The sequence below is a fragment of the Advenella kashmirensis WT001 genome (genome assembly GCF_000219915.2).
Classification (GTDB): Bacteria; Pseudomonadota; Gammaproteobacteria; order Burkholderiales; family Burkholderiaceae_B; genus Advenella; species Advenella kashmirensis.
This window is the reverse complement of record NC_017964.1, coordinates 2,331,990-2,351,466: the sequence shown is the minus strand read 5'-3', so window position 1 is coordinate 2,351,466 and position 19,477 is coordinate 2,331,990. Positions and strand designations below refer to the sequence as shown.

Genomic DNA, 19,477 nt, shown 5'->3' with positions numbered 1-19,477 from the left:
GCTCGTTGCACGTTATACCTCGAAATTCCCATAGCGACCTTACCAGTTTTAATATGGCGATTGGCATGCGTGGAGCGCACATATGATTTGCTGGACCAGATCCTCCTGCGTCAGACTTTATATTTTTTCAGCGCTGCTGTCGCTTCTGGTTGTTAGGCAACTCGTAAACTCTGAAACGAACAGATAAGCCAAGCGCAAGATTCATGACTATTTACTCTTGCTCGTCTTCACGCTTGCGGGAATGATCTTTACGGTCGCTGTCATGCCCGCTGCAAGCTTGATACTTGGGGCAATCCGGTCAATATGAATGCGCACCGGGATACGCTGAGCAAGGCGCACCCAAGAGAATGTTGCTGCGACATTTGGTAGGCCCAGATGACCAGGGACGTCATTGCTATTCTCGATACCGTGACCAATGCTTTCGACGTGGCCGGATATAGGCTGATCAAAACCCATCAGCATAATTTGCACAGGGTTACCTACATTAATTTGCCGGATTTTTGTTTCCCCGAAATAACCGGTTATCCAGAAGCTGGCCGAATCAAGGATGGTGATCTTGGTCACGCCGGCTGTCGCATAGTCACCAGGCCGAAGCCTGAGATTGGTGACATAGCCGTCGACAGGTGAGCGGATAACTGATCGGGCCAGATTGAGTTTGGCAAGATTCAGTGTCGCGACTGCCGCTTGATAGGCGGCGCTGGCCACAGCCGCCGCTCCGCTGGCTTGTTGGACCGCTTCTTTGGACACGGCATCCCGAACCTGGCTGTATCGCCGCGCCGTCGCTTGACGAACGGTCATATCCTGACGTTTGGCCTGGACGTCAGCATCGGCCAACGTCACTGCGATGCGAAGCCGCTCGGGGTCGATCTTGTAAAGAATGTCACCCCGGCGCACATACTGATTGTCCACTACAGGTACAAAGCTGACCGTGCCGGAGACTTCTGGTGCGATTTGCACGACATCCACGCCAACCCGCCCATCGCGGGTCCAGGGCGTTTGCCCGTAGTGACCCCAAGCTTTCAACGCGATAAAAAAGGCGATAGTCACAAGACAAAGTGTCAGGGCATAGCGGGTAAGCAGGGATAGCATAAGCTTCAAGGCAATAGTCCAATCAATGGGAGGGACTGCAGGAGCAGACCGTAAATGATGACGAAGGTAGCGAGCTCGACGAGTGCTCGAGAAGCGAACAGGCGTTGGATGCCGGTCGCGGAGAAAAAACGGAACATTGCCACGGCGACTAGCAGCGCAACAAACGCGAGCACCACCAGACCGGGGATAAGGACGCCGCCAATATTAAGATCAACGATCATGCGCTGTGTTTCCTTGCGTCTGTCGTTTCAGTGGAGCGTAGTGCGAAGCTAAGGTCGATGAGCAGATCTAGTATCCGCAAGCGCTTATTGAACGAGCTGCTCGCCATCAGCGCTGTCAATGTCTCGATGCGTTGATCAAAGTGAATGTGTTCTGCAGGCGTCATGGGTCCTGTGGCGCTGAAACGTGCGGCGATGGAGCAAAGCAGTTCGTTCATTTTGATACCGGCTTCGCCCGTGACCAGGTGGGCTGTCTGGTGAAGCTGCCCTGTGGCATGGCCGATGCGAAGATGGTTCAAGGTGTCGTCGAGGATGTTCGTATAGCTTTTCCCGGACACCCGCAACCTTGGTAACAGCAATGCTGTTCTATCGATCATAAGACTGGTCCAGCGAGCTTCATTGGGCGCTCCGCCCAGGGCTCGTCCGCTGACGTCCCGCCGACTTAAATGCAGCAACCTGTTGATCGCGACATCGACCGGTACGGTCTGGAGCAGGGACATGCTCACTGCTCCGAACCCGACCCCGGCAAAGAGCGCAACCGAAGTGTTGAGGGATGCGGCGAAGTCACCGGTGTAATGGGCACCCAGATTCAAGAGGATCGGAATAGTGAGGGTAATGCCTAGCGCCATGTACGTTGTCGGCAGGCGCGCCTGCAGCGAGCCTGCGATCAAGAACGCCGGGGCGAGCACAGCGACTAGAACTGCGAAGTCAGTAACTTGGGGTAGGATAGCGAAGCTGTAGGCGAAGCTGATGACTACCCCGTAGATCAAGCCGACTGTGTATTTGACCACGCTAGGCGCTGGTGCATCGACGTTCCCGAAGAGGGCGCAGCATACGCCGAGTATGGAAACGGCCGTTGTTCCGTCTGACCAGGCCGACCAGATCCAGAAGGCGCAGCCAAGAAGGATTCCGATGAGTGCGCCCAGCGCAGCGCGGCTCGCCATCCAGGGATCACGGTGATAGACGTAACCCTTGGCACGGCTCGGCCCATGAAGTGATGTTACTTCACGCGATCGTACAGGCGATGCGACATCGCGCTCTAGCCTGTCGCAGTCATGAAGTAAACCGATCATCTCGGCCAGATGACCGGCGAGGTTCGCCGCAAGCCTGTGGACGGACGTTGCCGCGTCCGTGCCAAAAAGCTTCTGGATCGAACGCGACCGGACGATCAGTTGGACTGCGGTGTCCTCCTGATTGTCCGTCCCGTTGGTTGCGATCCAGGAACCGATGTCACTAACTAATGCGATCAATTCATCGGGCGCATTGTCGTCGCTTATGCCAAGGGAATGGATCCGATCTTCGATCTCTGTCGTGAGCGCAAGCAATCTAGCGAGCCGGTCATGAATCAGTTGCAGTGTCTCACGACGTGGCGTCGCGGGAGCGGCATCGTATGGCAAGTACGTCGCAAGCCCTGCAGCGCAAGCAGATCCGCGGCAAGCTGGTTGCGGCCACGACGATTTTCCCCGGGCGTTCCATTGAGTGCGCCACTCGCCAGCCGACGAGCGTCCCGCAGCGTCGCCAACAGCTTACCGGTGAATTGACCGGTCATGCGCTTTGGCAAGACGTAGCGATGGATCAGAACTGCACAAAAAATTCCGATAGATATTTCCTGGACACGCACGGACGCCGTGTCAAAAACCGCACTTGGATCAAGCACACTCGGGAAACCGATAAGACTCGCTGTGTAGCCAGCAAGGACGAAGGCATAGGCTCGTGGCGTCCGATCAAGTAGTGAGAAAAATAGGCACAGGCCAATCCAGACGGCAAGCACTGCGCTGCATACGATGGGATCGTTCACGAAATTGGGCACGATCAAGACTGTCGCCATGGCGCCAATAAGCGTTCCGGCAAAGCGATAAACGCCACGACTGAGTGATGCTCCGGCAGAAGTCTGCGAGACAACGTAAACGGTAACAATCGCCCAGTAAGGCTTGGGAAGCCCGATTCGCAGCGCAATGTAGTAGGCCAGCATCGCCGCAGTAAAACTCTTGGCCGAAAAGAGGATTGCATCCGCATCTGCCTTCATGGTGGGCGTGCGAAGGATATTTGGCACTGCGTGCAGCAATGCTGCACTGGCTTTGCTTTGAATGGTATTTGCGGACTGCGAAGTGTTCATGCCGCAATTATTCTCTTTCTTTAATATAAAATAAATTTAGTATTCTGACAAAAAATACCTAAATCATGCCAATCTTGTGACCAAATCTAGATCTGCTATTTCTGCTTTCGACCCTGACCGCACGCCGCCGCCGGCGGTCGCCCATCAATTGGACTTCTCGGATCATCAGGCGGAGGTGCCATTGCATGTTCACCGGAAGGGTCAGTTGATCCTTGCCTTGCATGGCGCCGTCACATGCACGACGGGCAACGAAATCTGGATCGTGCCTCCAAACTGCGGTGTCTGGATTCCAGGCGGCGTGCCCCATAGCGCCCATGCGACTGTGAACGCGCGGCTTAACTATCTGTTCGTGGAACCGGGGGCTGCGAACCTGCCCGAGTACAATTGCACACTCTCGGTCTCTCCCATGGTCCGGGAGTTAATTGATCGATTGGCTCGCGAGCGCGCAGATTATCTCGCTGACAGCCATGCTGCGCGGCTTGCGAGGGTAGTGCTGGACGAATTGGCGCAAATGCCTCGTGAGCAGTTCAACCTCCCGATCTCCAGGAATCCGAAGATCCGGGCGATGGCAGAGGCGTTGACAAGCGAACCATCAGATCGCAGTACATTAAGTAATTGGGCGAAGCGGCAGGCAATGAGCGAGAGGTCATTGGCGCGCCTGTTAATCCGGGAAACGGGCTTAACGTTCGGTCGCTGGCGTCAACAACTTCACCTGATCGTAGCCCTTCGTGAACTGGCAAGCGGCGAGTCGGTGCAAAATGTCGCGACCGAACTGGGCTACGAGTCGGTCAACGCATTCATTACAATGTTCAAGAAGGCGCTAGGAACTACGCCAGCCCAATACTTTAAGAACCGCAACGCAGCAATGCGTTCATCTTAGACAGGCACAGACATCGTCAGTGGCTCGGCCGACATGGAACTGCTGCAAGTAATGGTTGAAGCAAAGGTAACCCCGGAATAAATCCTTTTCGTACGCTGTGGCAGTAGCATTATTGCTGTTCGGATGAACGTCAAACTTCACTAACGATAATCTATTGCGACATCAGTGACGTTGGGGGAGGTGCGTCGGCTGGCATGGGAGGGGCGCCAGTGTAGCGGCCTTGGTAAACGCCACAGCCGGAGAGAGCGATGAGAATGGCAGATATGACTACAAATTTTTGCATGATTATTCAGGACCTGGATGGGGGAAGTGGGAGTCGAATATCTAGTGCATCGACTTTCTACAAAAATCAAATACCAATCAAACAAGATCGAGATCAACGACTCGTTTTCAAAAAACGGAGCAGTCAATCAGCCTGAAAGGCAAGCAATTCTCATTCAATGCATATGGTTTTCAATAAGCCACAGGAGTCGGATTTATGAACAATGTTCGGCCATACAACCTAGAATTTACTGCTTCGGTATAGACGATCAGATTGACCTTTCCGGCACAGCTCATAAACAAAGCTCTGCGATAACGTCTTAAATCTTTCCATGATTTTTATGCCCTTATGCGTAGGGTATAAAAAATGACGCCCTGCCGGAAGACAAACAAATCCGGAAGGGCGATGCAATCAATTGAAGGGTAAAGGGACAATTGATTGCATAGGCAAATATTAACCGGTCAATTAATGTTTGTCAAAACAAACCTGTGATTGAACGAATAGGAAAAGTGACCGAACAGCTAACGGGTCTTTGCCCAACTGTATGGGAACGTTTTTTTACGGACAATATTCTTATTTTTAAAATTAAATAAGTAACTTATTGTTAAACATAGACGGTTTATTATCGTTGTTTTAACAGAAGATAAAAGAAAATAATAATCAATAGCCTTCATTTTCTTCATGCAGACTTTATTTCCCCATCTTCATTTTTCTACCTAATCATTAGGGTAATAACCGGTTTGACAGCAATCATTCGATCGCATATGATTAGTGTTGAAATGATTATCAAGGGAAGCGATTTCTCTATAAATTATTATGAGTAAAACAATTAATATGCAAACTCAATATGACATTCGTATCCTCAGCGCGCTGCGCCGTATAACCCGGGCTATTGCCGTGCACTCGCGGCAACTTGCCGCCTACAGCAACGTAACGGCACCGCAGCTGATCTGCCTGGGCGCCATTGTAGAGAACGGGCCCATCACGGCGACAGCCATCAGTCGCAAAATCCAACGTCAGTCCCAGCACCGTCGTCGGTATTCTGGACCGTCTGGAAGACAAGGGCTGGATTCGTCGTGAACGCGGCAGGGAAGACCGTCGCATCGTGTTTATTACTGCGACCGAAGCCGGCATTGAGCTGGTCAGAGCGACGCCGTCGCCCATTCAGACCAAGCTGACAGATGCGCTGAAGGATCTACCAGAAACAGAACAGGCCGCCATTACGACGTCGCTTGAAAAAATTGTCATGCTCATGGAGGCACACAGTGTTGTGGCGCATGAGGTTTCCAATGAACCGGCATCACCCATACTGGATGTTCCAGTGGCGGATGCCTCGCACCCAGAATCCGGGATTTTAATTTGATTGATACGGCACTCACCACATCTCAAACGCATTCGCAACACGCTCATGCGGCAGGGACAGCGCAGAAACACTCGCACCTGCTCAGAGCTCCTGCCAAGGCCGATGGTTATGACATCTGGCAATTGGTTTCCCAGTGCCCACCATTGGATTTAAATTCGGTTTACAGCTATTTGCTGCTGTGTGAGCATTTTGACAATACCTGCGTTGTCGCGCAGGCCGAGGGCCAAATCGATGGATTTGTCTCAGCCTATCAGCCTCCTGATAAGGCAGACGTATTGTTTATCTGGCAGGTCGCTGTCCACGAGCGTGGGCGCGGCTATGGACTGGGTCAGCGAATGCTGCAAAGTCTGCTGGAGCGGCCGAACCTGACGCATATTCGATACCTTGAAACAACGGTGGGGCCGGACAACGCCGCTTCTCGTCGCATGTTCGCCGCCGTCGCTCGCAACATGGGCGCCGGCATCGAAGAAAGCCCGCTATTTGAACCAGAATTATTCGGGCCCCAAGCGCATGACGACGAACGTCTTTTGAAGATTGGGCCGCTTAGGCCAACGCCGGGTTGAGTTCACCAGGGCGTGCCCGGCGTCCGAATGCCTTTCAGGCATTGTCTTTTAATATTTAATCAAATAGGAAAAATCATGGATTTAGAAATTTTCGACCGCATGGAGTCTGAAGTACGTGGTTACGTACGTTCATTCCCCGTCATATTCAATCAGGCCAAAGGCTCTGTTCTGACTGACGAATCAGGAAAAGAATACATCGATTTTTTCAGTGGTGCAGGTACCTTGAATTACGGACATAATAATCCGATTCTCAAGAAGAAGCTGATTGAATATCTGAATACCGATGGGGTTGTGCATGGTCTGGATATGGCCACATCGGCAAAAAAATACTTTATGGAGACTTTCGAGCGCGTGTTGTTGAAACCGCGCAAAATGGATTACACGCTTCAGTTTACCGGTCCAACCGGCACCAATGCAGTAGAGGCGGCGCTCAAACTGGCGCGCCAGGTCAAGGGGCGTTCGAACGTGGTGTCGTTTACTCATGGTTTTCATGGTGTGAGCGGCGGCTCGCTGGCCGTTACTGCCAATGAGAAATTCCGGGATGCAGCTGGCGTCTCGTTGCATAACACGGCCTTTATGCCTTTTGATGGATATATCGGCCCCGACGTTGACACCATTGCCTATTTCGAACGCATGCTGGAAGATCCAAGCAGCGGCCTGGATTTGCCAGCTGCTGTGATTGTGGAAACGGTCCAGGGCGAGGGTGGCGTGAACGTGGCCAGCTGGCGCTGGATTCGTGAACTGGAAAAACTGTGCCGCAAGTTCGACATGCTGCTGATCGTGGATGATATCCAGGTCGGTTGTGGCCGTACCGGCAGCTTTTTCAGCTTTGAAGCTGCCGGAATCAAGCCTGACATTATCACGCTGTCCAAGTCGCTGTCCGGCTTTGGTCTGCCCATGTCACTTGTTTTAATGAAGCCAGAACTGGACGTGTGGAAGCCCGGCCAGCACAGTGGTACGTTCCGTGGCAATAACCTGGCCTTTGTTACAGCGGCTCAGGCGCTGGATAGCTACTGGAGCGATGATCGCTTCCAGAACGAGACGCGTCGCAAGGAAAGCATCGTGCGCGACTGGCTTGAGAACATCGTACACAGCTTTCCCGAGGCTGGCTTCAGCGTGCGTGGCCGGGGTCTGATCCAGGGGCTGGTCTGCGATGACAGGCCAGAGCTGGCAAATAAAATTGCCCAGCAGGCTTTTGCACACGGGCTGGTTATTGAAACCTCGGGCGCCCAGGACGAGGTCCTGAAAATCTTGCCGGCGCTAACCATCGAGGACGCGTATTTGACGCAGGGCCTGGAGCTGATTGAACGCAGCGTTGCAGAAGTGCTAAAGCAGGAAGGCAAGAAATCCAAAGTTCTCAAATTCGGAGCGTAAGAAACATGATAGTTAGAAATGTGAAAGATGTTATTGGTACTGATCTCGAAGTTAAAACCGACACCTGGCTCAGCCGTCGTGTGTTGCTGGCCAAGGATGGCATGGGGTTTTCCTTTCATGAAACTGTGATATTTCCCGGTACGGAAACCCATATTCACTATCAGAACCACCTGGAAGCAGTGTGGTGCGTGGAAGGTGACGGGGAGATCGAAACAGTTGCCGATGGCAAGAAATACACATTGGGCCCGGGCGTGGTCTATGCCCTGAATGAGAATGATGAGCATTGGCTGCGCGGTGGGAAAGAACCGCTACGTGTAATCTGCGTGTTCAATCCCCCGGTAACCGGTCTTGAAGTTCATGATGAAGACGGTGTTTATCCGGCAATGACCGAGGAAACCGCCTGAACTGTAAACAGATAAGGAGTACAAGATGGTCGTAACCGACATTTATGAATCACGTACCAGCGGCACAGCCGCAATTATCGCCAGACAGGAACCCGTTGTATATGGTGACGGCAAGTACGCCGACGCGTTGTCTGCCGAGCAGATCGCTACCTACGAACGGGACGGATTTCTGGTGTTGGAGAACCTGTTCAGTGAGCAGGAAGTCAAGGTGTTGATGGACGAAGTGCTGGCGATGACCAACGACAGCAAAATTGCCTCGAGCGACGAAGCGATTACCGAGCCTGGCAGCCATGCTGTTCGTTCTATCTTCAAGGTGCATGTGTTGAATAAGGCGATTGATCGACTATCACGCGATCCTCGTCTGATTCATGTTGCACGCCAGATTCTGGGCTCGGAAGTGTACCTGCATCAATCGCGGGCCAACCTGAAGCCCGGCTTCAAGGGCAAGGAGTTTTACTGGCATTCGGACTTTGAGACATGGCATACGGAAGATGGCATGCCCCATATGCGCGCGTTGAGTTGCTCGGTATTGCTGACCGATAACAACGAATGCAATGGTCCGCTCATGGTTGTGCCTGGTTCTCATCGGCAGTTTATTTCCTGCCGCGGTATCACACCCGACGAGAACTATAAAAAATCGTTGAAGGCGCAGGAGTATGGCGTGCCTGACCCACTAAGCCTGGAGCTGCTTGCAGAGCAGGGTGGCATCAAAGCCATTACGGGTAAAGCCGGTTCAGTGGTGTTTTTCGATTGCAATACCATGCACGGTTCTAACGGCAATATTTCGCCATGGCCACGTGCCAACGTATTCATGGTGTATAACAGCGTCGAAAATACGCTTAATGCACCAAAATACGGGCTGGCGCCGCGTCCTGAGTATATTGCGACGCGGGCATTCGAAGGCGCATTGGCGCCGCTGGATGCATTGCAGGAGGTCGCCTGATGTCCGATACGGAATGTATTTGCTGCGGTGAACGCATTCCGAATTGAACATTGCTGCGCTTGCATGTGCAAGCCGATAGCGCTGTAGAAAAAATGCGCATATGAATGGCTCCGGTGGTTTTCCGGAGCCATTTTTCATTTATCGGGTGGTCGCTGCGTCGTTGTCGTGAAAGGACGGGATAGGGCGCGCCGGCATGAAATGGTTATTATTTTCTTTATATTGCATATAATCAGTCGATAGGGTGGGAAATAAGACTCAACCGGTGGATATTGGGCGATGCTTTCGCACAGTGCGATTGAGTACGCTTGGGTTGTATAGCAAACGTGACGGCAATACACGACTGCGCGATGAGGTTATGTATGGAAATGAAGCTGGAAAATCTGGAAGCCATGACAGACGTGGAAGAAAAGGTGTTCTGGAGGATGTTTGATGTGAGGATCGTGCGTGATGATGGTGCGGCTGCGCGCGCGCACCTGCAGGCCGGCCGCCCGGTTTATTATCGTGAAGACAGTACGCCGCCCGGCCTGATTATCAAGGAATTTCCCGACGGGCGACGCCAGCTCGTGCGTTTTGTTGATGGAGTCGAACAAACGGTCGACGATGCTGCAACAGCATGAGCGCACCGAAACTCTGGGTCGTAGCCGGTCCCAACGGGGCAGGCAAAACAACGCTTACGCGTTTGCATCTTACGGGCCATCTGCCGGTGGTCAATCCGGACGATATTGCCGCGCAGCTCGATATCGACAATCGCAATAGCGCGCAGGTGCAAATGCGCGCGGGCCGGCTGGCTTTGCTGGCGCGGGATAAACTGCTTGCCAGCGGACGCAGCTTTGCAATAGAAACCACGCTTAGCGGCAACTCTGAACTTGATCTGATGCATCGCGCCCGTCTTGCAGGCTATCAGGTGATCCTGGCTTTTATTGGCGTAGATGATGTGGGGCTGCTTATTGCGCGGGTCAAATCACGGATCGCCGACGGTGGTCACGCCGTGCCGCTGGATGCAATAGCGCGGCGTTACGGGCGTAGCATGGATAATTTGGGATTTGCGTTGCAGCTTGCAGACCGGGCCTGGGTGTTCGACAATAAACGTAAAAGAGGGCGCCGAACTCTGCTTATCCGCGAGGCGGATAGGCTCAAATATGTCAGCAAATCGTTGCCGATGTGGGCCAAGCGGGCGATTCCCACCGCGCTGCGCAAGCGGGACCGCCTTCACAAGAAAAAAAATCAGGGGGTGCAGTAACCCAGTTGCTGGCTGATGCGTTGTGCTTGTTGACGAACGGATACGGCAATGGGTCCGTTCAGCGACGTGTCAAAGCCACCGCTGGCGCCCAGGGCGGTGAGCACGGCGGTCAGTTGTCCGGCGTAGTTAAATACCGGCGCGGCAACGGCGCTGATGCCTTTCAGATTGGTGTCTCTGACGCAGACACAGTGACATTGGCTTATTTCATCATGCAATTGTGTCACCAGGACATCAAAGGATGCGGGCGGCTCCTGGGTTTCCCCCAAGGCGTCAAATTCGCGCTTGGCCAGTGCACGAACTGCGGGCTCGTCGTGCAGCCCCAGAAAGACTCTGCCGGTGGCTGACCATAAAAAGGATAGCACCGAGCCGACTCTTACATTCACGGTAACCGGCAGGCTGGGCTCTTCCATGCGCACGATTGTCGGGCCTTTGTTGCCCATGACGGCAATAAAGCTGGTAATGCCCAGGTGCTCGCGCAGATGTATCAGGGCAGGCTCCGCTATTCTGATAGGATCTGCCTGCCGCATGGCGGCAAGGCCGATCAGCATTGCTTCCAGACCGAGTGTGTATTGTTGCGTATTGGCATTCTGTGTCACCAGCCCGCCGTCGATCAGGCTGACCAGATAGCGATGGACTTTGGCAGGGTTCTCGCTCAAGTGAGCTGCCAGGGTGGTCAGGCTGGCTCCTCCTCCCAGGCTGGCCAGCCTTTGAGCACGGCTACCACGGTGTCGGCTGCCTGTACACTTTGTCGTCGTTCGCGGCTGCGTGCGGGCGTTGCTGCGGTGAGGTTGTCTGGGGCGCTCTGAGCGTTCATTTGATACATAAACCGGAAGTAGACTTGGCTCGTATTATAGATGACTATAAAAGGGCTGGAATGGCCAAGCCGGCAGCGACGCCCAGGACCAAGCGGCAAGAGCGACAAAGGCGGCAATGGCCATGGTGGCAGGCATACATGATCCGTCCTGTTATATAACGATTGTCATAGATCCAGAATGATGTGTTTGTCTTTGGCGCGGGAACAGCAACTCATCATTTTGTTGCCTGCCGCACGTTCGCTGCGCGTGAGCACCACATCCCTGTGATCAGGCTGGCCGCCAAGTACGCTCACTTCACAGGACCCGCAAAGGCCTTCTTCACAATCGCTCTGGATGTCGATATTGGCAGCGCGCAAGGCCTCCAGCAGTGTCTGGTTTGCAGCAACGGTAACGGTAATGCCCGATTGCTTCAGTTCAGCCTCGAAGGCGTGTTCCCGGCTTGGGTCCAGTTTGCTCAAGGTGGAATGAAAGTGTTCTATGTGCAATGCGTCGTCGGGCCAGCATTCACAGAGTTCCTGCAGGCAGTCGGTCAGGCGTTGCGGCCCACAGGCATAGATCTGCGTTTCGGCATCTGGTGTAGCCAGCAGGCTGGCAAAGTCTGCGCGCAGGCCTTCGTCGGCGGCATAGACATGCAGCCGTTCGCCATGCTCCTGCAGGCTAGCGAGCAATGCCATGCTCTTGCGGCTGCGACCACAATAGTGAATCTGGTAATCAATCCCGCGGTTTTTGGCTACGCGCGCCATGGCGATGATGGGTGTGATCCCAATACCGCCGGCAATGAAGATGGCCTTGCTGGCTTGCTCATCGAAATGAAAGTGATTGCGCGGACCGCGAATGTGCAAGGGAAGGCCGCTGCGAACATGCTGATGCACCCATGCCGAGCCGCCTCGACCGGCGTCTTCGCGCAATACGGCAATATCCATAACCTGTGGATTTGCCGGATCACCGCAAAGAGAATACTGTCGTGAGATGCCCAGGTCGCCGCATACAAGGTCAATATGAGATCCTGGTGCCCAGCGCGGCAAAGTCTGACCATCGGCTGCAGCCAGCCGGATTCGCATGATATCGTCAGTCAGCATTTCAGTTTCCTGAACCACAACCTGGCGGGAAAGCGAATGCGTGGAAGGCTCGCCCAGTCGTATCGGGTGCTGCCTGTTCAATATGGAGGGATCCTGTCGTTCCGGATTGGCTGACGGGTCCCAGTGCACCCACAAATGTTCCGGCCCACGGAATGAAGTATTGGATACATAGGTAAATGTCTGCTCCGACAATATCAAATGAGGCAGGCGCAGGGTGAGTTCCTCAAGAAAAATCTGCATTTCCATTCGCGCCAGATTCTTGCCCATGCATTGATGGGAACCATAGCCGAAGGTGAGTTGGTCGCTGGCATTCTCACGCCGGATGTCAAGCAGATCGGCATCAGCAAAATGACGCTCGTCATGATTGGCAGATGAACTGACAATCAGCAGTTTTGAGCCTGCCGCAATCGAGACGCCGCCAATTTGCACATCGCGCGTCGCCAGTCGTCGCCACGCTGCAACCGATCCATTATGACGCAGGCATTCTTCCACTGCGTTCGGAATCAGATTTGGATCCTCGCAGATCTCCTGCCATACATGAGGGTGTGAGAGCAGCAGTTTAATGGCATTGGCAGAGGCGTTTGCGGTGGTCTCATGCGCAGCGACAATGCCCGCCATCATCATCGAATGCAGGTAAGAGTCAGGCACCACGTCTGGATGCAACTGCTGCATGCGAATGCCGTACTGCATCCAGCCGGGCTGTTCGGGATTCTTGCGCATTTTTTCCAGAATCTTGCCGGCCAGTTGCCAGAAGTTGCCTACGGCATGGGCAACGGCCACTTGCTCTTCAGCCTTCGGACGGCCCCAGGTGTTGACAGTATGCGCGATGGAATACTTGCGCAGCGTATCCATATCTTCTTCGGGGACGCCGAGAAAATGCAGAGCGACGGTCAACGGCACTTCCCACAGCATCTGTTCGACCAGGTCTGCTTTGCCGTCGTTGATAAAGCGGTCAACATACTGGCGTGTGAGCGCGCGCACCATGGGTTCGTGATGCTTTAATGCGTCGACGGTAAACGGTTCCATCAGCAGGCGCCGTCGCGGCATATGCGCGGGCTCGTCTTCATTGACCAGGGTGCGGCTCATGCCGTAATTGTAGGATTCCAGCACGGCATTGGCTTCAGGGCCGGTGGGTGTGATTTTTTCAAGTGCAATAGAGGGACTGAAGGTGATGTTGTCTCGGAATATCTGTTTGATATCCTCGTAACGGGTCACCACCCAGTATCCCAGTTTGGGACTATAAAAAACCGGCTCCTGTTCGCGCGACCATTTCACATACTCAGGCGGATCCTGTTGGTAGGCATCTTCAAAGGGGTCGAACTGCGCAGCGCGGGCGCTGACCGGGCAGCCGGTACCAGCATTGGTATGTGCACCAGAATAAGGGCATTGTGCCTGGGTTGGCTGCGAAGTGGATTGGGTATTCATGATGTATCTCGGATCAGTCCAGGGTTATGTTCAAGTCTTTGATCAACTTGTGCCAGCGGGTGCGTTCGTCCTCAAGCAGCTTGCTGTATTGTTCGGGCGTATCACCCACCGGTTCGATACCAAACTCAATCAGCTTTTTATGTGTCGCCGGTTTGTTCAGGGCGGCAACAACGCTTTTATTCAGGCTGGCAATAATTTCTGCAGGCGTTTTCGCGGGCGCCACCATCCCGACCAGTGCCGCTGCTTCCACATTCGGATAACCGGACTCGGCAAAGGTAGGCACCTCAGGCAGTTGTGGCAAACGCTTGGCGCTGGCCACGGCTAGCGGGCGTATTTTTTTGCCTTTCAGAAAGCCTGCGCCTGCCGCCAGATCAACCATCATGGCCTGCACCTGGCCGCCGGCAAGATCTGTCAGTGAAGGGGCTGCGCCGCGATAGGGCACGTTGGTCATTTTCAGGCCGGCTTCTGTCTGGAACAACTCCATGGCCAGATGGTGTGGGCTGCCGGCGCCCGCCGAGCCATAGTTGATGCTGCCGTTGCTGCTTTTTACGTGCTCGACAAAGTCTTTCAGGTTTTTGATATTACTGGCAGGATTAACCACCAGAATCATCGGGAACCGTCCAAGCAGGGTAACCGGCGCAAGATCCTTGACCGGATCATAGGAAAGTTTTTTGTACAGCGCTGAATTAAAGACCATGGTGCCATTGTCTGCCGACAGCACGGTGTAGCCGTCGGCAGGGGAACGCGCCGTATCGCTGGCTGCGATGGCGGTGTTGCCACCAGGCTTGTTGTCGATGACGACAGACTGTTTGATATCTTCCGACAGGCTCTGGCCGATGGTGCGGGCCAGGAAATCCGAACCGCCGCCGGCAGGATAGGGCACGATCCAGCGGATGGATTTGTCCGGGAAAGTCTGTGCCAGGGCGGGGGCCATGGCCAGGCTGCTGGCGACAATGGCCAGTGAACAGGATGTCAGGTAGGTGCGAATGCGCATGATGTCTCCGTTATTAATGTAGGTGCTGCGTGGGTGCTACTTTATTGCGTAAATAATATACGCAATGCGTAATGAATGCAATGCAAATGAAATAAGGGTTTCCCCATGGCAACTGTGATTACTGCTTGTTGATGTCAATGGTGGTACCTGGGTCGCAGCCGGTCCGTCGGGCACGGCTTGCGGGCGCAAGAACATGTTTGTTGGTGGGGACGGGGGGCTGCGGCGATTTATAAGGAGGGTAACTGGCAGTATGGGTGTTATTGGAGTTCCAATGCCTCAACCTGCCTGTGTTGTTTACAGGCGGTCGGCCCCCGGTCCTGACGTGCTTCGCGCCCGGTTATCATGCTTGTGATGACGCGCCAGTTGTGGTTAGTGCCGGCCTTGCTGGGTGTGAACCTGCGCAGGCAATAATACAATGGCCGCCCTGATCAACCGGGTGAAAAGGGCGGCCACGGGCAAAGGTGTTTGCCAGCGCCGCTTGCATTTCCGAAAGCGGCCTTTTTTGTTTATGCCTGTTATTGCGTAGCGCTGTGCGTCCTTATACGCATGCTTATGCGTGTCGTTATATACGTTACATCAATCCGGAATGGGCATGCTCATGAGCTTGGCGATCCATTCCGGATCCTTGGGGTCACCCGCGCTGCGCTGGTTGGTGTCCAGGGCGTTAATGGCTGCCATTTGCTCGTCGCTCAATTCGAAATCATATATCTGGAAATTGCTCTCTACACGGCTTGGCTTGCTTGAGCGAGGAATGGCCAGTGAGCCACGCTGCAAGTGCCAGCGCAGAATTACCTGGCCAACGTCCTTGCTGTGGGATCTGGCGATGTCCTGAAGTACGGGATTGGTCAGCAGCGTCGCATCGCCTCGTCCGAGCGGGGACCAGGCTTCAAGCAGAATATCCTGTTCGTTCATATATTTGAGCAGGGCGCGCTGCTGAAACAGGGGATGCGTCTCCACCTGATTCAGTACCGGTTTGTTGTTGGAGCTGGCTGCCAGTGCCTGCAAATGGTCAATTTCAAAGTTGCAAACGCCGATGGCTTTGGTAAGCCCTTCGTCCTGCAGTTTCTCCAGTGCCTTCCAGCTTTCCCGGAAACCTTCGACCGGCCAGTGCAACAGATACAAGTCCACGTACTCCAGTCCCAGCTTTTTGAGCGATTTGTCAAAGGCGCGCAGGGTTTGTTCGTAGCCAAAATCGGTGACCCAGACTTTCGTGGTCAAATGGTAGTGTTCGCGCTTCAATCCTGACTCGGCCAGTGCCTTGCCGACAAAGGCTTCGTTCATGTAACGGGCTGCCGTATCAATAACGCGATAGCCGGTTTTCAGGGCCTGAGTGACCGCCGGTACACAGATTTCTTCCTTGTCCAGTTCCCATGTTCCAAATCCCAGCGAGGGGATGGTCTGTCCGTTATTCAGCGTAAACGTTTTCAATGACATGTGTAATTCCTTGTCTGGCAAATTATTTGAAAGGATAGGGTGCTTGTGTTAAAGCTTATTACAAATACCATACCAAAAACAAAGGTCAGTTGTCTGACAATTGGCTGGTGCAGAAAATAATTTGTGAGCTTTGTTATTGGAAATGGGCCGAGCCTTGCTCGGTGTCGGTGATATGTCGATGGTAAAACAGCACAGCGTAGCCCATTGACCTGATGCTGTGCGTCTGCAGGAGAGTAGGTCGGCGTGACAGGAATAATGCGGCTGGTGCCGGACGTATGGGGCGACAAAAGGCTGACCCGAACCCAAATATGGGACGGATCAGCCAGTTGTTTACTGCAGTCTGGCCTGCTGGCCGCGAATGCCTTCAAGGCGTTCGGTAAATTGAGCTAGGCGCTCTTTTTCCTGTTCAATGACATGACCCGGGGCACGTGCGACAAAGCCCTCATTGGACAGCTTGCCTTGTGCTTTGGCAATTTCGCCTTCCAGGCGCTGGGCTTCTTTGGCCAGACGAGCCAGTTCGGCTTCCTTGTCAATTTGCACATTGAGCATCAGTCGGATATTGTCCAGAATCTGAACCGGCGCACCCAGATCAGGTAGCAGGTCTACAACCTGTACCTCGCTCAGTTTGGCCAGTGCCATCAGGTATGGCGCATTGCGATTGAGCATCTGGGCATCGCCTTCGGCAAACAGGGGCACTTTCTGGGCAGGCGACAGGCTCATTTCTCCGCGCAGCGCGCGAATGGCCTCTACCTGCGCCTTAAGCGCGGCCACTTGTGCTTGTGCAGCGTCATCAATCAGCTCACTGTTTGGCAGCGGATAGGGCTGAACACTGATGCTCGCGGTGGTGCCGGCTGGTTTTTTGCCAGCCACCAGCGCCACTTTTTGCCACAGTGCTTCTGTGATAAACGGAATGATGGGGTGGGCCATGCGCAAAATGGCTTCCAGTACCCGGATCAGGGTGCGGCGTGTACCGTTTTGCTGCGCCTGGTTGCCACGCTGGATCTGGACCTTGGCCAATTCAACGTACCAGTCACAGTATTCGTCCCACACGAACCGGTATATTGCATTTGCAATCATATCGAAGCGATATTCATGAAACCCTTTCTGTATGTCTTCAAGGGTTTGCTGCAAGCGACTGGTAATCCAGTGGTCGGCAAAGGACAGCTCGTTGTCATCCTGGTTGACGGCTTCAGCGTCCGGTACGTTCATAAGCACGAAGCGGCTGGCGTTCCACAGCTTATTGCAAAAGTTGCGGTAGCCCTCGCAGCGCTTCAGGTCAAAATTCATGTTCCTGCCCAGCGTGGCATAGGCAGCCATGGTAAAGCGCAATGCGTCAGCGCCGTAGGGTGCAATGCCGTCAGGAAATGCCTTGCGGGTATCTTTTTCGATCTTGCCTGCTGTTTCGGGTTCATCAGGCCCGAGGTGCGCTTGGCAACCAGCGTATCCAGGTCAACTCCATCGATCAGGTCCACCGGATCGAGCGTGTTGCCCTTGGATTTGCTCATCTTCTGGCCGTAGGCATCCAGAATCAGCCCGTGCACATAGACATGACGGAACGGCACCTGGCCGGTCAGGTGCATGCTCATCATGATCATGCGTGCCACCCAGAAAAAGATGATGTCAAAGCCGGTAACCAGCACATTGGATGGCATATAGCGTTTGAAATCATCGGTCTCGGCAGGCCAACCCATAGTCGTAAACGGTACCAGGGCGGATGAAAACCAGGTGTCCAGCACGTCATCGTCGCGGCGCAGCGGTCCGGTCACGCCGGCTTTTTTAGCCTTGATCTGCGCTTCTTCCTCTGTGCGGGCAACAAAGATCTGGCCGTCTTCTGCGTACCAGGCCGGAATCTGGTGACCCCACCACAACTGCCGGGAAATACACCAGTCCTGAATATTTTCCAGCCATTGGTTATAGGTATTGCTCCAGTTTTCCGGAAAAAAGCGCACCTCACCGTCACGCACCACGTCCAGCGCGACCTGGGTAATGCTTTTTCCCGGATTGTAGGTGCCTTCAGGAGCGGGTTTGCTCATGGCGACAAACCACTGGTCGGTCAGCATGGGTTCAATGACCGATTTGGTCCGGTCGCGCGCGGCACCATGAGTTTGTGCGGTTTGATGCTCTCCAGAAGCGACTGTGCCTCGAGCTCGGCCACAATTTGCTTGCGTGCCTCGAATCGGTCCAGACCCTGGAAGCGGGCAGGGGCGTCTTCGCTGATTTTTGCATCCAGCGTAAGAATGCTGATCATATCCAGCTGATGGCGCTGCCCTACGGCATAGTCGTTGAAATCGTGAGCGGGAGTAACCTTGACCACGCCTGTACCGAATTCGGGATCGACATAATCGTCGGCAATGACCGGGATGTCGCGCTCACACAGCGGCAGGCGCACTGATTTGCCCACCAGGTGGCTGTAGCGTTCGTCTTCGGGGTGAACCATGACGGCCACATCGCCGAGCATGGTTTCCGGGCGAGTGGTTGCCACCACCAGATATTCCAGCCCGTCTACCGGTTCGGTAAGCGGGTAGCGGATATGCCAGAGAAAGCCATCTTCTTCCTGGCTTTCGACTTCCAGGTCAGACACGGCCGTGCCCAGCACCGGATCCCAGTTCACCAGTCGTTTGCCGCGGTAGATGAGGCCCTGCTCGTACAGGCGGACAAAGGTTTCGACCACGCCCAGCGACATTTGGCTGTCCATGGTGAAATATTCACGCGGCCAGTCTGCCGAGCGCCCAGGCGGCGCACCTGGGCGGTGATCGTATTGCCCGATTGTTCCTTCCATTCCCAGACGCGCTTAACGAAGGCGTCTCGACCCAGATCGTGCCGGGTGGTTTTCTGGGCATCCAGCTGGCGTTCAACAACAATTTGCGTGGCAATACCCGCATGATCGGTGCCCGGCACCAGGACGGTGTCGCTGCCCAGCATCCGGTGGTAGCGGATCAGGCCGTCCATGATCGTGTGATTGAAGGCGTGCCCCATATGCAGCGTGCCTGTTACATTGGGGGGTGGAAACTGGATGGTGTAGGGTTCGCCACTTTCCGGTGCGTCTGTGGACGTGTGGCGGCCGGCCCGAAAGACGCCCATGCGTTCCCATTCCTGGTACCAGGCGCGTTCAAGCGCCTTGGGTTCAAAACTTTTGGGCAATTCGTCGGGGGCAGGTGTTTGAGTCATAGTATCAACAGTGGATGGGCTGGCGGTTTATGACCGTCAGGCCCAAAGGGTCAGCAAAATGGTGAGTCTTTATCGAAAACCCTTATTTTAAGGTGTAGCGCCCTAATTTT

General features: G+C 54.2%; 12 protein-coding genes and 4 pseudogenes. 8 read left to right on the top strand and 8 right to left on the bottom strand.

Features of this window, described 5'->3' with window-relative positions; translation table 11 throughout:
- Positions 1-207: 207 nt before the first annotated feature.
- The 3 genes and pseudogenes from TKWG_RS11020 to TKWG_RS11010 form a co-directional block, all read right to left on the bottom strand.
- Positions 208-1,089: an efflux RND transporter periplasmic adaptor subunit gene (locus TKWG_RS11020; protein WP_202947791.1), complete on the bottom strand. Its 882-nt coding sequence runs from the start codon at positions 1,087-1,089 to the stop codon at positions 208-210.
- A 5-nt stretch (positions 1,090-1,094) separates the two neighbouring features.
- The gene (locus TKWG_RS11015; RefSeq protein ID WP_014750910.1) at positions 1,095-1,310 is read right to left on the bottom strand and encodes a DUF1656 domain-containing protein; all 216 of its coding nucleotides are present in this window, start codon (positions 1,308-1,310) and stop codon (positions 1,095-1,097) included.
- Positions 1,307-3,333 (bottom strand): annotated as a pseudogene (locus tag TKWG_RS11010) (FUSC family protein). The gene TKWG_RS11015 and the pseudogene TKWG_RS11010 overlap by 4 nt, the downstream one beginning before the upstream one ends.
- 166 nt (positions 3,334-3,499) lie before the next feature.
- Between TKWG_RS11010 and TKWG_RS11005 the strand changes: the two are divergent.
- From TKWG_RS11005 to TKWG_RS10970, 8 genes and pseudogenes are all read left to right on the top strand, one after another.
- Positions 3,500-4,303 carry an AraC family transcriptional regulator gene (locus TKWG_RS11005; RefSeq protein ID WP_041709384.1) on the top strand — a complete coding sequence of 268 codons (804 nt, stop codon included), beginning with the start codon at positions 3,500-3,502 and terminating at the stop codon, positions 4,301-4,303.
- A 1,078-nt stretch (positions 4,304-5,381) separates the two neighbouring features.
- A pseudogene (locus TKWG_RS11000) lies at positions 5,382-5,928 on the top strand (MarR family winged helix-turn-helix transcriptional regulator).
- Positions 5,925-6,491, top strand: a complete 567-nt coding sequence (gene ectA, locus TKWG_RS10995; protein ID WP_014750908.1) for a diaminobutyrate acetyltransferase — start codon at positions 5,925-5,927, stop codon at positions 6,489-6,491. Before TKWG_RS11000 ends, ectA begins: the two are co-directional and overlap by 4 nt.
- A gap of 75 nt (positions 6,492-6,566) precedes the next feature.
- Positions 6,567-7,865 carry a diaminobutyrate--2-oxoglutarate transaminase gene (ectB, locus tag TKWG_RS10990; RefSeq protein WP_014750907.1) on the top strand — a complete coding sequence of 433 codons (1,299 nt, stop codon included), beginning with the start codon at positions 6,567-6,569 and terminating at the stop codon, positions 7,863-7,865.
- Positions 7,866-7,870: 5 nt separating this feature from the next.
- Complete coding sequence (locus TKWG_RS10985; RefSeq protein WP_014750906.1) at positions 7,871-8,269, top strand: ectoine synthase; 399 nt, start codon at positions 7,871-7,873, stop codon at positions 8,267-8,269.
- A gap of 25 nt (positions 8,270-8,294) precedes the next feature.
- On the top strand, positions 8,295-9,212 hold the full coding sequence (thpD, locus tag TKWG_RS10980) for an ectoine hydroxylase (RefSeq protein ID WP_014750905.1): 918 nt from the start codon (positions 8,295-8,297) through the stop codon (positions 9,210-9,212).
- Between the two features lie 359 nt (positions 9,213-9,571).
- Positions 9,572-9,829 carry a hypothetical protein gene (locus TKWG_RS10975; RefSeq protein ID WP_014750904.1) on the top strand — a complete coding sequence of 86 codons (258 nt, stop codon included), beginning with the start codon at positions 9,572-9,574 and terminating at the stop codon, positions 9,827-9,829.
- Positions 9,826-10,452, top strand: coding sequence for a zeta toxin family protein (locus tag TKWG_RS10970; RefSeq protein WP_014750903.1), 627 nt, complete (start codon positions 9,826-9,828; stop codon positions 10,450-10,452). Before TKWG_RS10975 ends, TKWG_RS10970 begins: the two co-directional genes overlap by 4 nt.
- Here the strand turns inward: TKWG_RS10970 and TKWG_RS10965 are convergent.
- From TKWG_RS10965 to TKWG_RS10945, 5 genes and pseudogenes are all read right to left on the bottom strand, one after another.
- A pseudogene (locus TKWG_RS10965) lies at positions 10,437-11,266 on the bottom strand (IclR family transcriptional regulator). The gene TKWG_RS10970 and the pseudogene TKWG_RS10965 sit on opposite strands and share 16 nt — an antisense overlap.
- Positions 11,267-11,431: 165 nt before the next feature.
- Positions 11,432-13,771, bottom strand: a complete 2,340-nt coding sequence (locus TKWG_RS10960) for a cytochrome P450/oxidoreductase (protein WP_014750901.1) — start codon at positions 13,769-13,771, stop codon at positions 11,432-11,434.
- A 13-nt stretch (positions 13,772-13,784) separates the two neighbouring features.
- Positions 13,785-14,765: a Bug family tripartite tricarboxylate transporter substrate binding protein gene (locus TKWG_RS10955; protein WP_014750900.1), complete on the bottom strand. Its 981-nt coding sequence runs from the start codon at positions 14,763-14,765 to the stop codon at positions 13,785-13,787.
- 576 nt (positions 14,766-15,341) lie between these two features.
- Positions 15,342-16,199: an aldo/keto reductase gene (locus tag TKWG_RS10950; RefSeq protein ID WP_014750899.1), complete on the bottom strand. Its 858-nt coding sequence runs from the start codon at positions 16,197-16,199 to the stop codon at positions 15,342-15,344.
- Positions 16,200-16,529: 330 nt separating this feature from the next.
- Positions 16,530-19,367, bottom strand: a pseudogene (locus TKWG_RS10945) (valine--tRNA ligase).
- Positions 19,368-19,477: the final 110 nt, after the last annotated feature.

Coding starts and splice junctions, on each gene's coding strand:
- TKWG_RS11020 (WP_202947791.1), bottom strand. CDS start 1,089: ATGCTATCCCTGCTTACCCGCTATGCCCTGACACTTTGTCTTGTGACT.
- TKWG_RS11015 (WP_014750910.1), bottom strand. CDS start 1,310: ATGATCGTTGATCTTAATATTGGCGGCGTCCTTATCCCCGGTCTGGTG.
- ectB (WP_014750907.1), top strand. CDS start 6,567: ATGGATTTAGAAATTTTCGACCGCATGGAGTCTGAAGTACGTGGTTAC.
- TKWG_RS10985 (WP_014750906.1), top strand. CDS start 7,871: ATGATAGTTAGAAATGTGAAAGATGTTATTGGTACTGATCTCGAAGTT.
- thpD (WP_014750905.1), top strand. CDS start 8,295: ATGGTCGTAACCGACATTTATGAATCACGTACCAGCGGCACAGCCGCA.
- TKWG_RS10975 (WP_014750904.1), top strand. CDS start 9,572: ATGGAAATGAAGCTGGAAAATCTGGAAGCCATGACAGACGTGGAAGAA.
- TKWG_RS10970 (WP_014750903.1), top strand. CDS start 9,826: ATGAGCGCACCGAAACTCTGGGTCGTAGCCGGTCCCAACGGGGCAGGC.
- TKWG_RS10960 (WP_014750901.1), bottom strand. CDS start 13,771: ATGAATACCCAATCCACTTCGCAGCCAACCCAGGCACAATGCCCTTAT.
- TKWG_RS10955 (WP_014750900.1), bottom strand. CDS start 14,765: ATGCGCATTCGCACCTACCTGACATCCTGTTCACTGGCCATTGTCGCC.
- TKWG_RS10950 (WP_014750899.1), bottom strand. CDS start 16,199: ATGTCATTGAAAACGTTTACGCTGAATAACGGACAGACCATCCCCTCG.